The organism is Bacteroidales bacterium, assembly GCA_014860585.1.
GTDB lineage: Bacteria > Bacteroidota > Bacteroidia > Bacteroidales > 4484-276 > RZYY01.
Genome location: JACZJL010000022.1, coordinates 1 through 11,966, shown reverse-complemented (window position 1 = coordinate 11,966; position 11,966 = coordinate 1). Strand labels below are relative to the sequence as shown.

The following is an 11,966-nucleotide window of genomic DNA, read 5'->3' as shown; positions in this document are numbered from 1 at the left end:
GTTTCCAACGATTGCGGGTTGATCCGGTGCAAAGTCGGAAATTCTTCAGCCATAAACCCGCCACTGCACAGCACCCACAATTTGCCGGCAGCATCCAACACCATCGAATTGGGTTCTTTGCCCACCAATAACGAATCGGTTAGTGCATTGGTTTGTGGGTCTATTACCATTAATTGATTGTTTTCTAAACCGTCAAATCCATAATTTGACCAAAAAGCCACAAAAACTTTCCCACCGGCCATCACCATTTGTTCTGAAGATCGTCCGATGGGGATGAACCCTTGTATCTGTCTGGATTTCAAGTTCAGAATGGCAATTTCGCTGCTGTAAAAATCACTCACGTAAGCTTTTTCATTGGAGACTTTTACAAGGAAGCGGGGTGATGAAAACCCGGTGATTGCGTCTGTTGACGATAAATCTGAATCCTTCATCACTTCAATTCTGGCCGAATTATTTACCACCACCCAGATTTCATTTTCGATAAACGTCATCGAACAGGGCACATCGCCAAGAGGCCGGTCATTGGCGGCATAAAAGATATCATTGTAGATGTTCAGGCTGTCGAAGTTCAAAAACGAAAGCGAGCCATTACCACTGCCATAGTTGCCTTCGCTGATTATAAATACTCCGGAACCGTTGAGAAATTTACTTTTTCCCGGGCTCACCTCGCCAAAATCATCCGTGCAGGCGTGAAAGAGTAAGCTGTTCGTTATCAGCATGAAGAAGAGTGTGCAAGTTCGTGAGATCCAATTGAAATCAATGTATTTTTTATTCATCACCGGTTAATTTTTTCGAAACGATATTTTAGTGAAAAACTAAAATTCCTGCCAGGCATCGGCTGCCAGGCAATTGCCTGGTATTGCTGATCGGCCAGATTATTCATTGTGAATTGAGCATAAAAACCTGATCTGTTGATTTTGAAGGTTTTCGAAAGGATAATATCCTGCAAAACAAAGCCAGGCAGGTAGCGCGAATTGTCAGCGGTTGTGAACCTCTTGCCAGCATAAGTCAGCACGTACCCCGCCGTAAATCCATTAAAAGTAAGCCGGATGGATTGGTTAACACTATTTTCGGGTACATAAATCAATTGCTTTCCCACCGAGTGATCATGAGTGGCGGTGGGTTTCATGTTTCTTGCTGAGGTGTAAGTATAATTCAACAGGTAACTCCACGAAACCTTGTTAAAGTTGCCGGAAGCATCCACCGATGTTTCTATCCCTTTTGAGACTACATTTTTGAGGTTTGACGGACTCCAGAAACTGAAAATGCTGTCAGGCTGCCAGGCAATCCAGTTGTTGATATCGGAATAAAAGCCATTTATTTCTCCAGAAATGTTAAAACTGCTGATTTTTTTCCGGAACAATAAACCGCCCTCTAAGGCAAGTCCTTCCTCATATTTCAGGTCGGGATTGCCGCCTGGTGTCCAATAGAGATCGTTGAGTGAAGGCGCCCTGAAATTGCGGGCAAGGTTGACCCTTGCAGAAAAAGGTGATTGAGCTGAAAGGCGGTACAGCGCAGCAAATGAAGGGACAAATGGTGCAATTTCATGATCAATGAATTCCTGCCTGATCAATAGGTTTAATGTTAGCTTCTCGCCAAGGTCATATTTTGCAGTTGCATAGATAGCGCCTTCATTTCTTGATTTTTTACCCTGGTAACTTTCAGCATCCGCCACATGATAATCGAAACTCGCACCGGTTGTGATAAACAGTTTTTTGAGGCCATAAAAAGAATAGCTGAATCTGTTAACTGATGATAAAACCCGATTTTCGGTATTAATGCCGGCAAGCTGGTTACGGTAATTTGAAAAGCTATGAAGCATACCGCTTTGGAAGTCAAGTTGTGAGTTCCTGAATCGGTGTTCAGTTCCAACGACTGCCCGTGCAAATTGTTCGTCCAGACTTTCGTTATTTTCCGGCGATTTGACTAAAATATTTGGTGGAATGTTGCGACTGTTATCCTGCAGCCAAACCTTTGCCGAAGCAGTTGTCCGGTCAGTAGCTTTCCAACTCAGTTCCTGAAGGAGACCTTTTTGTGAGTAAGCGGCATGACTGCGTTTTTCCTCCGGGGGATTCTCATTACTGATGGAGTTGTTGTGGTATGAGTAATCATTTTCTGATTGCTCATAAAAAAACCTTGTGGAGGATTGAATTTTCTGGTTTCCAATGTTAACCATTCCAAAAGTTTTGTAGGTATCAAAACTCCCGGCTTCCGCCATCAAATCAACTGAAATGTGATTTTCCCAGTTGGTTTCGGTGGCCAGATTCACACTTCCTCCCAATCCGCCGGAGGTTTGTAATGCCGAACCGGCGCCAAATAACAAACTTACCCTGTCAACAAAAAAAACCGGAACAAGCGAAAAATCGGCCTGACCGTGCATAGGCGAATTAATGTTTAACCCGTTCCAGATCACCTGGGTTTGAGATGCAGAAGCGCCCCTGACCGAAGCGGTGGCCAATCCGCCGGGCACATAACTCCGGATGAATACAGGTGAAGTGGAAATAAGCAGCGTTGCGAGATTGCCCGAAACATGCTCTGAAATCAATTTTTTTTCCAGAACCACCTCTTTAAATCCTGTTGCTTGCTCGTGCTTAAAACCTGTTATCTCCACCATATCGAGGTCGAGCGTATCGCTGATCATCTGCGCAAATGAACTTTGCACAAGCATTAACAACAATATGAGAAGCAGGTTTTTAATCACTTTTTTGGTATTGGAATTTTAAAAGTTTTGCTGAATGATTTCCTGATCTGGTTTTGATTTTCGGTAAAGAAAAAATCCTGTGGGATGTTTGGTAGGATTCCTCAATGATTGGCTTTTCGGCTTGTGAAAACCGCAATCAAACAAATTATCCATCCGCTTCAATGACAATTCAGAGCCGCCATCAACCGGAAGATAGGAAAAAAGTACCATCAAAAAGTGCCTCATGAACAACAGTTTTAAGATTAAGCAATTGAAAATGAACATCATGATCAATCTTAAAACTTTCAGAAAACTACCTGGAATAAATAGGTTTGAATTATTTACCCTCAGCCTTTATCCCGAAAGCTTTGATTCGTTTGCAACAGGTAGGTCTTCTGACTTGCTCCCTTCTCGATGGCCTTCCCATTCCTTCGCTTGAAACAGTGGCATCAGGTGATCGAAAAGTGTGTAAAGAGCTTACAGCAGCGGGTACTGTTCCCGATTTTCACGGGATTCCCTATTATGACGTTATTCTGTTATGGAACGCAGTGCACCGGTTGCGGTGGCAAAAATAGATATTTTTTGGGAAGTCGAGAGAAGACATTAATTCAGGTCCTAAATTTTTATGTTAATTTGCCACATGCTATCAATGCTTTATCTTTAAGCCATTTAAATGAATAATTTAGCCGGTAAAAATTTGAAATATGAAACGGTCTTTTTACATCACCATTCTTTCAGTCTTCCTCCTTCTGACACTTTTTCAATCTTGCACAACATCTGTTGATGAATCCAATGATCGAATTAAAATCACCTCCTATGAATCCGGGAAACCCTACACCCGTTGGTGGTGGCATGCCATGAAGTTCACAAAAGCGGACCTGCAAAATCAATTGGTGTGGCTGCGCGATAATGGATTTGGCGGTGTGGAGATTTCGTTTATTTATCCTGTAAACCGCAATCCTGAGGGAGAACGGTTTGAATGGCTCGGCGAAGAGTGGCAGCAAATGGTTATTTACGCTAAGCACTGCGCCGACAGCCTGGACTTGGGCTGTGATTTTACTTTTGGGACACTTTGGCCATTTGGGGGAACTTTTGTGAGCGACGCCGATCGTACCAGAATCTGGGGCGACAGCAGTTTTAAACAGCCACTACGCCTTTCGTGGACGCATCCCGACACCGGAAATGTGCTCAATCACCTCAACAAAGGTGCTTTTGAACGCTATGCCGATGTGATGGGTAAAGCCTTTGCTCCAGCGCTCTCAGGCTCGCAATCAGCGCTGTTTTGTGATTCCTGGGAAGTGGAAACAAAATACCTGTGGACTGATGGGTTTGATCAAATGTTCATGGAAAAATTTGGATACAACATTATGCCTTTTATGGATAGTATTTACGAGCCGGAAAATGCCGGACCCCGTTATGATTACATGAAACTTGTGGCACACCTTACACTGAATGAGTTCTTTATTCCGTTTCACGAAAAATGCCATGAACTGGGTGCAATCAGCCGGGTGCAGTGCATGGGCTCGCCAACCGATATCATGAGCGCATATGCTACAATTGATGTTCCCGAATCTGAAGCAATGCTCTACGAACCCAATTTCTCCAAGATAGTAGCCTCGGCAGCAGCGCTGGCCAACAAACCTTTTGTCTCTTCCGAAAGTTTTACTTGTCTGTATGGCTGGCCTGCCGAATACATCCGCGAAGAGCAAACCGCCGATCTGAAAATGGTGGCCGATGCCCTTTTTGCCAATGGCGTAAATCAGCACATCTGGCATGGAACGCCGTTTAATCCGATCGGGGTGGATACAATTTATTTTTATGCTTCAGTGCATGTTGGAACAAAGGGCAGCCTAACCGAAGAAATCCCAGCTTTTAATGACTACATGACCAAAGTCTCCAAAGCCATGCAGTTTGGCCGCGCTTACTCCGATATCGCAGTTTACCTGCCCCTTGAGGACAGTTGGGTTGAAGGCATTTTGCCCGAAGAACTTCAATTGCCGTGGGCCTGGGGCGCTTATGAACTTCGGTATGAGTATTTCAGTCCGGAGTTGGCAGGCTATCACCCACTCTGGATCAATGCTGATTTCCTGTCGCAGGGAAAAGTAGTTGACAACATACTCCATGTAAACGGCCTCGCTTTCAATGCGCTACATGTTGATGTACAGCATTTGGATATCGAAAGTTTGGAAGTTATCCTCACACTGGCCGCCCAGGGGTTGCCGGTTTGTTTAAAGCGCAGGCCTCTGCAAGCAGGACATCTGAAAGATAAACGATTCGATCAGCTCGCCGACCAGCTAATCTCCCTTCCCAATGTTATGGAGGAATTTGACAGGCTCATCACTCATAAGCCATTAATCGAAGGAGAAAACCTGCCCGAATTCTGGTGTCGGACCGATGGCGATTCTGCCGTAATCTTCCTTGCCAATCCTCTTTACAAAAACCTGAAATATCCACTGGGATATGGGCAATCCCAACAGGATTCAGCTATTATGCAGCAAGTTACCATCAATTTAAACGGAATAAGCAGACAGATTGATCTGCGGTTTGAGCCTTACCAGTCGCTGCTTTTAAAGATTGATAATGAAGGCGAAATTGAATTTTTGGATATCACCTTTTTGCCGAAAACACCGACACAGAAATCAATGTGATCATGAACAAAGAATATAAATATGAACATTAAAAACAATGCCCAAATCGCTGAAGAATTAAACCGCATCGCTGAAGTAGCCGGTTTCCTTTGGCAGCGTGGCTGGGCAGAAGCCAATGGCGGAAATATTTCCGTAAACCTGACCCAACTGCTAAGTCGGACAGACATGAGTATGCCTGAACCGGAAAAAGCCATTGAGCTTGCCGAGTCGCTACCCGGATTAGCCGGTAATTTCTTTTACGTAACAGGCGCCGGCCAGCGAATGCGCGATATAGCCAGATCACCGCTTGATTTTGGAGCTATTATCAGGATTAACAAAGATGGAAAGCAATTTGAAATTGCGTCTGAAAAATCGGTAAAGCCTACTTCCGAACTGCCATCACACCTGAGTATTCACAACTTCCTGAAGGCAAAAGGCAACCACAAAAGCGTTGTGCTCCACACGCACCCTACAGAACTGATTGCGCTGACTCACTGCCCGCCGTTCGATGATGCTGAAAAACTATCGCTCATGTTGTGGAGCATGATTCCCGAAACAATTGTTTTAGTGCCGCGTGGTTTGGGCATTGTGCCTTACATCCTCACCGGCACAACCCAACTGGCCAGCGAAACCATTCGTCACCTCGAACACCATGATGTGGTAATGTGGGAAAAACATGGAACTTTGGCTGTTGGCGATGACATTGGGCATTGTTTCGATCTGATTGATACCCTGACCAAATCGGCAAAAATTTACCTTGCAGCAAAAACAGCCGGTTTCGAACCACAAGGGCTCACACTGGAGCAAATGGCTGAACTGGCAAGGGCTTTTGGTTTGCCTACAAAATTTTGAATGATCAAATGCCAAAAATCAAAATTCAAATGATCAAAAATTCAAAATTTCCTTCAATCAGCATATAGGAACTGTTTCGAGTTTTAGTTTTTGAACTTTTGAGTTTATTTGTCATTTGGATTTTGTATTTTGAAATTTAATGAACTAATCAATCCACTGCAACAATGAAAATCATCTCATCCGAAAGTATTCCCCCCGCCAACGGCCACTACTCACCATGTATTGAGCACAATGGCACACTCTACATTTCGGGGCAACTGCCGGTTGATCCTGCTACAAAGCAAATCCCCGCAGGCATCGAAGCGCAAACGAAATTGGTGCTTGAAAAAATTGGTCTGATCCTCACCGAAGCCGGAAGCTCACGGGAGAAAGTGATCCAAATGCGGATTTACATTTCGGATATTGCGCTGTGGAACCAAGTGAATGAGGTTTACACGCAGTTTTTCGGAGCACACAAACCGGTGCGATGCGTGGTTCCGGTTGGGAAATTGCATTACGGCTGCCTGATCGAAGCGGAGTGTGTGGCGGGGGTTTGAGCGGTTGATAATCAAAAGGTATTTTTCTCCCTGCGAATGCCTTTGAAGTCCAAAAATCTTAATAACCCATTCATCAAAACTCCAATAGTTTTAACTTAATCGCTCAAATTCAGCTTTTAATGTTGCTGCAGTTTCATGAAATTGGAATGGGTTATTATCAGGCATTTCTATAGCATTTTCCTTTCATGAGGAAAATTTTCCTCTACAATATCATATTCAATAAATGGACGGATTAGCGTCTTTTTAGCTTCATAGCTACTACTAAGATTAAGAAGTTTAGAAACTAAATCACTGTTATAGAGATTAGCATAGTTATCCAATAGTTTCTCACACTCATTTTTTGAAATACAAATATTATTTAGCAAATCAGAAATTTCTGATTTTTTCGAAGAAGAAAACATACTTTTTCCGGCATCTACTATTAAACTATTTAATAATGCTACTTTTTGCTCATTTTCATCTAACTCATTCTTTTTTGACATTAATTGAGTATCAAAATTTAGTTCTATTGCATTAGCGAGTTCATTTGTTTTATTAAAAGTTTCTTGAGGATCACTAGGAGGAAGGCTATCGGAGTTTTCCCAACTTGAAGCGAAGAATGCAGATATCATTAAGCCAATCGAACCGGCTAAAACCATAAAAAGACCAGGTCCCATGAACGATAAAAATGTTATACTATCCGTTTCAAGAAAGTATTGTTGTAGTTCTCTGAAACTATTTGCCATATCTTTAGCCCTTGTTGTAGCAGTGAAAACATCAAACATTGCAATTATTAAAATTATGGATCCAAAGATCCCATACAAAGCTGATGGCGCACTTTTACTTTTTTGTGAATAATTAGCTATAACCCCCGTAATGATCGCCAATGTTATCACAATAGCACCATCGATACCATTGATACCCGGATCTCTGAAAAAATTACCAAATTTAAGCCAGGGTGCAAAACATCCACAAATAATTATTATTGATGAAAGGACTGCACAAATTTTACTTTTTTCAAAATTGTTCATTAGATTAAGTTTTTAATTGTTTTTGAAAATTTACTTTTTCATCAATGTCCAAGTTTTAAGTGAAGCTAAATTGGCTTCTGCCGGCTTGGGCTTCGACATGTTTCATCGCTAAAAAAAGCCACGCAAAGCGGTGCCCATAAAACTATTACGAAATCGTGCTATTGTGAGTTTCACCATGTTACATAGCGTCACTTTTTAAATTTCTTCCCCATTCTTCAATCTTTTGGTCAATATTTTTGTGACTATTCAATGAACTTGTTGAATTTAATTGAATTAAGGATTTTCCAAAATTTAACTTAATAAACTGTTTATAGTAGGTAAAGCTGCCTTTTCCATTAAATATCAAAGTCTTAATTCTTGTATGATTGTCAAAAAATTCCTTAAAATCATTTGGTATAGGATTAACTATAGCCGAATCAGAACTACCTTCTCTATTACAAGTCTTTAGTACATCCCAAAGACCAATTTTATGCTTTTTTAATAACTCAATTCTATTGTCGTAATTTTCAACAGGAATTTCGTTATTGAAAATTGCAAAGATTATTTTCCAAAATTGATTTTTGGAGTTATTATAATACTGCTGATTTGCTAACGAATTATCACCTGGCATTGTCCCCAAAATTAGAATTTCGGTGTCCGAATCCGATATTGAAGGCAACGATTCTTTTTTAAAGCTTTTTATCTCTAAAAAAGTCTTATTTGAATCAACAAGTCTTTGTTCTATGGGCATAGTTTTTAGGTTGTTAACAATTTTAATAATCCCACTATCTAAAAGATCTTGAAAATCTTGGTCAGTAAATCCATTAAAATAGTCGGAGATATTGAAACCCAACTTTCTGATTCTTCCTCTTGTTGTTTTCTGTTGATCTCTTGTTTCATACAACCTTCTCTTAAGAAGGCCTTTTATTTCATTAAATTGATTGTTTGAAAAATAATACTTTGCCATTTGTATCTGTTATAAAATTCAACATGAAACCTTCTCTCCTAAATCGCCTTTCAAGAAATAATTCAGCCTCACTTCCAGCTTTTTCAACCACCCCAGGTAGATTATGTTCCGCTACGCTGGACAATAGAAGAGTGTTGTGGCTGTTTTGCAGGCCGAACGTTGGTGTTGATAATATAGCTAAACAACTGATTGCCGGGTAATCAGTCTGAGAGAGCTGTATGCAATTTATTTCCTGCATGGCAAAAAGTTAATGACTATGCAAAAATAAAAATCTTTACCAGCCTGTGAGCGTGGGAAGAAAACTTTTCTGAAATGCTTTTAAATCCCTTTTCTGAGCCGTGCCTTCATACCGAACATCCTGCGCGGCAAGGACCACAGAGCAATTCGGGAAAATAGTACAAAATGCTACAAACGTTTTGTTCTATACTTCAACATGCTTTTAATCTGTTGTTTGTTTCATTATTTGCCTGAGAACCCCCGGATGATCTATGCTATTTCTACCATACATCCGGAGCACATCTTAATTTGCAAAAGTTTGGGCTTACATTTCAATCTGTTTTTCAAATTCGGAAGGCGTGAGGATTTGTGCTGTTTTAAAAGGATTATGCTCCAATAAATCTTTGTCTCCCGTTATCAAATAATCGGCATTGGAACAATCAATCAGGTCGAGTAGAAAATTATCTTTGGGGTCTCTGTTGATGAAATGCTTTGGCTCAGTTTCAACTTTTTCGGAAATGATTTCCAAAAGCTCAATCAATTCCTTTACACTTTCTTTTGGGAAGTATTTTTTCAGCTTTTCACGACTTGTAACCATTTTGATTTCTGACAATAATTGTTCTGTCGTGATAATTTTAATATTTCCTTCAGAAATGAACTGTTTGATTCTTGCCAAACGTTTACCGATCAGGAAACTAATCCAGACGTTGGTGTCAAAAATCACTTTAACGCCTTTGCTCTTCATAGATTTCTTGTCTTACAATTTCAACCTCCTCCGTAATTGTCTTAAGATCAAGCTCTTTTGTCCTGAATATTTTTAATAAACGGGTAAGTTGTGTGTCAATAGCATCTTTTTCTAACTCCTTTGACAGTTTGATTTTTTGTTGTTTGGGCAATTGTCTTACCACAGTCAATATTTGGTCAAAAGTCAGGTCTATTTGCAATGCTGTTTTCATCTTTCTAAATTTTTAATTCGTTGAACAAATTAACGCAAAATATCTTTTTTTGGTTTACCTGTATGTTTATCCACAGTGAGCTTTTAGTGGTTTATGATTCTATCCTGCCGTTGTACAAATCAGAGATTGGAAAAATCATTTCGTAATCATTCCAGTTCAAATTTCCATCAGTCAATGAAAAATTCGAGAATTTTTGTTCATCCAAATATTTATTAATCGAAGGATGCAGTGATTTGGATAAAGATGTTTTGAAATCAACAAGTTTCTCTTTACCATCACTAAATTTAATCCGAATTGCATAATCCGACAAATACTTTGCAGAGTCAATCTTTAATTGATCAGAACCGGTTTCGGTACCGTTATAGTCAACTATTATTCTCATTTTAATCGTTTTGCAATTTTCTCAAATTCAACCTCTTTATGATAAACAAAATAGTTTATCCATTTTTCTACAATTTGATCTGCATATCTTTCAAGAAAAATCTTGAAATCTTTAAGGTCTTTACCCTCAAGTGGCTTTGCCATTGAAGTATTCTTGATTTTTATCTCCGAAATCTCTCCATTAATAATGTAGAACTCCGCTTTACTCTCATACTCTCCTTTCTTTGCATGAACATGAATCGGCTCATGCTCACTTGATTAAAAGAAGACAAGAATCCCTAAATATTCGAATATCTTTGGCATTATTCAATAATCTTTTACCAACAACAAATTTAACCCAAAATATTCAACAGGATACATTGAATGCCGAATTATCCCCGAATTATTTAACTTGGTTGGTTTAACCCCTACCAAATTGTTTCAAGCAAAATGTTTTATTTTGCTGAATAAATCCTCAGATGAAAACAGCTCTTACATTTTTTAGCCTGGTTTTGGTCGCGATGCTTGCATCCGCACAAAACCCCATCTCCCCGCCGGGTGTTTGCATCGCCGATCCTACTGCCAGGGTCTGGAACGACGGCAAATTGTACATTTACGGTTCGGTGGATGAAAGCTGCGCCTATTATTGCTCCCACCACCACCATGCACTGGTTTCTGCTGATGTGCTGAACTGGCAGTTGGTAGAGAACATTTTTACATCCAAAGGCGAAGGTGATGGCGTGACTTACAACGAAACTGTTCTTTTTGCTCCATCAGCAGCTTACAAAGACGGCATCTATTATATGTATTATTGCCAGCCCGACCGCGAATTTGCCGAAGGCGTGGCCACCTCAGCAAGTCCAACCGGACCATTTACCGGCGGAATGCCCATTGACCTGAAAGGTTACAACCAAATTGATCCGGACGTCTTTATTGATGATGATGGCACAGCCTATTATCTCTGGGGACAGTTCTCATTGAAAATGGCTGTAATGAAACCCAACTTGACGGAGCTCCTGACGGAAACCATTAAAGACAGCATCCTGACTGAAGGCGGGCATCATTTCCATGAAGGCGCGTTCATGACCAAAATAAACGGACTTTATTATTTGATTTATGCCGATATCAGCCGGGGTGATATTCCAACCTGTCTGGGTTATTCCACTTCAAAAACCCCTTTCGGCCCGTACGAATACAGGGGCGTTATTATTGACAACAACCACTGTAACCCGCGCAACTGGAACAATCACGGCTCCATCGCCGAGTTCAAAGGGCAGTGGTATGTGTTTTACCACCGTTCCACGCATGGCTGCAACAAGATGCGCAAGGCCTGCGTGGAACCGATCGAAGTCCTTGCAGATGGATCAATTCCGGAAGTGGAGATGACCTCGCAGGGAGCTGCACCGCCAATTGATGCCACATCCAGGATTGAGGCCGAATGGGCCTGCATCCTCAATGGCAATTTGAGAATTGAGCAGTTTGAGCCAAATAACGAACAACTCACCCAAATTTACAGCGGCGACAAAGCAGCCTGGAAATACATTGATTTTGGCCAAGGCGTGGATAGCATCACCATCAGGATAAAACCCGGAAGCAAAGGCGGCAAGATGGTCGCTTCACTCGACAAGCCGTGGCATCAGCGCCTGGCATTGATCGAAATGAGTACGGAAGCGGGCTATGAATGGCAGACCTTAACATTTCCTGTTGATTATACGAATGGTGTTCACGCTCTCTGGCTGCATTTTTACGGAGAGGATGGAGAGATGATGGAGTTAGATTGGTT

The 11,966-nt window shown here is 41.1% G+C and carries 12 protein-coding genes, 1 pseudogene and 1 riboswitch; of the genes and pseudogenes, 4 read left to right on the top strand and 9 right to left on the bottom strand.

The genetic code is table 11. The features are described from left to right. The 3 genes from IH598_02445 to IH598_02435 form a co-directional block, all read right to left on the bottom strand. Positions 1-776: hypothetical protein (locus IH598_02445; protein MBE0637361.1), on the bottom strand; the 776-nt coding region annotated here is incomplete at its 3' end. Next, a complete protein-coding gene (locus IH598_02440) occupies positions 776-2,701 on the bottom strand; it encodes a TonB-dependent receptor (GenBank protein ID MBE0637360.1) in 1,926 nt (641 codons plus the stop codon). The genes IH598_02445 and IH598_02440, both read right to left, overlap by 1 nt. A gap of 18 nt (positions 2,702-2,719) precedes the next feature. Beyond that, on the bottom strand, positions 2,720-2,926 hold the full coding sequence (locus IH598_02435) for a hypothetical protein (GenBank protein MBE0637359.1): 207 nt from the start codon (positions 2,924-2,926) through the stop codon (positions 2,720-2,722). Between the two features lie 121 nt (positions 2,927-3,047). Further along, a riboswitch (cobalamin riboswitch) is annotated at positions 3,048-3,253 on the bottom strand. Positions 3,254-3,384: 131 nt separating this feature from the next. Here IH598_02435 and IH598_02430 point away from each other — a divergent pair. The 3 genes from IH598_02430 to IH598_02420 all read left to right on the top strand — a co-directional run bounded on the left by IH598_02430 (position 3,385) and on the right by IH598_02420 (position 6,695). After that, on the top strand, positions 3,385-5,328 hold the full coding sequence (locus IH598_02430; GenBank protein MBE0637358.1) for a hypothetical protein: 1,944 nt from the start codon (positions 3,385-3,387) through the stop codon (positions 5,326-5,328). A 21-nt stretch (positions 5,329-5,349) separates the two neighbouring features. Then, the gene (gene rhaD / locus IH598_02425) at positions 5,350-6,159 is read left to right on the top strand and encodes a rhamnulose-1-phosphate aldolase (GenBank protein ID MBE0637357.1); all 810 of its coding nucleotides are present in this window, start codon (positions 5,350-5,352) and stop codon (positions 6,157-6,159) included. Positions 6,160-6,323: 164 nt separating this feature from the next. Then, a complete protein-coding gene (locus IH598_02420) occupies positions 6,324-6,695 on the top strand; it encodes a RidA family protein (GenBank protein MBE0637356.1) in 372 nt (123 codons plus the stop codon). A gap of 167 nt (positions 6,696-6,862) precedes the next feature. Here IH598_02420 and IH598_02415 read toward each other — a convergent pair whose 3' ends face one another. The 6 genes and pseudogenes from IH598_02415 to IH598_02390 all read right to left on the bottom strand — a co-directional run bounded on the left by IH598_02415 (position 6,863) and on the right by IH598_02390 (position 10,507). Beyond that, the gene (locus IH598_02415) at positions 6,863-7,705 is read right to left on the bottom strand and encodes a hypothetical protein (GenBank protein MBE0637355.1); all 843 of its coding nucleotides are present in this window, start codon (positions 7,703-7,705) and stop codon (positions 6,863-6,865) included. Positions 7,706-7,883: 178 nt separating this feature from the next. Next, positions 7,884-8,651 (bottom strand): DNA-deoxyinosine glycosylase, encoded by a 768-nt coding sequence (locus IH598_02410; GenBank protein MBE0637354.1) that lies wholly within the window; start codon positions 8,649-8,651, stop codon positions 7,884-7,886. Between the two features lie 541 nt (positions 8,652-9,192). Continuing rightward, entirely contained in the window at positions 9,193-9,612 is a 420-nt protein-coding gene (locus tag IH598_02405; protein MBE0637353.1) for a putative toxin-antitoxin system toxin component, PIN family, read from the bottom strand. After that, positions 9,593-9,823 carry a hypothetical protein gene (locus IH598_02400; protein ID MBE0637352.1) on the bottom strand — a complete coding sequence of 77 codons (231 nt, stop codon included), beginning with the start codon at positions 9,821-9,823 and terminating at the stop codon, positions 9,593-9,595. The genes IH598_02405 and IH598_02400 overlap by 20 nt, the downstream gene beginning before the upstream one ends. Before the next feature lie 91 nt (positions 9,824-9,914). After that, complete coding sequence (locus IH598_02395; GenBank protein MBE0637351.1) at positions 9,915-10,205, bottom strand: DUF2442 domain-containing protein; 291 nt, start codon at positions 10,203-10,205, stop codon at positions 9,915-9,917. Then, positions 10,202-10,507, bottom strand: a pseudogene (locus tag IH598_02390) (DUF4160 domain-containing protein). Before IH598_02390 ends, IH598_02395 begins: the two are co-directional and overlap by 4 nt. Positions 10,508-10,662: 155 nt before the next feature. Here IH598_02390 and IH598_02385 point away from each other — a divergent pair. Continuing rightward, positions 10,663-11,966, top strand: a 1,304-nt coding sequence (locus IH598_02385) for a family 43 glycosylhydrolase (protein MBE0637350.1), incomplete at its 3' end; no start/stop codon positions are given.

Bases quoted from the DNA above. Each gene is read 5' to 3' on its own strand.
- IH598_02405 (MBE0637353.1), bottom strand. From the start codon at position 9,612: ATGAAGAGCAAAGGCGTTAAAGTGATTTTTGACACCAACGTCTGGATT.
- IH598_02415 (MBE0637355.1), bottom strand. From the start codon at position 7,705: ATGAACAATTTTGAAAAAAGTAAAATTTGTGCAGTCCTTTCATCAATA.
- IH598_02395 (MBE0637351.1), bottom strand. From the start codon at position 10,205: ATGAGAATAATAGTTGACTATAACGGTACCGAAACCGGTTCTGATCAA.
- IH598_02420 (MBE0637356.1), top strand. From the start codon at position 6,324: ATGAAAATCATCTCATCCGAAAGTATTCCCCCCGCCAACGGCCACTAC.
- IH598_02410 (MBE0637354.1), bottom strand. From the start codon at position 8,651: ATGGCAAAGTATTATTTTTCAAACAATCAATTTAATGAAATAAAAGGC.
- IH598_02435 (MBE0637359.1), bottom strand. From the start codon at position 2,926: ATGAGGCACTTTTTGATGGTACTTTTTTCCTATCTTCCGGTTGATGGC.
- IH598_02430 (MBE0637358.1), top strand. From the start codon at position 3,385: ATGAAACGGTCTTTTTACATCACCATTCTTTCAGTCTTCCTCCTTCTG.
- IH598_02400 (MBE0637352.1), bottom strand. From the start codon at position 9,823: ATGAAAACAGCATTGCAAATAGACCTGACTTTTGACCAAATATTGACT.
- rhaD (MBE0637357.1), top strand. From the start codon at position 5,350: ATGAACATTAAAAACAATGCCCAAATCGCTGAAGAATTAAACCGCATC.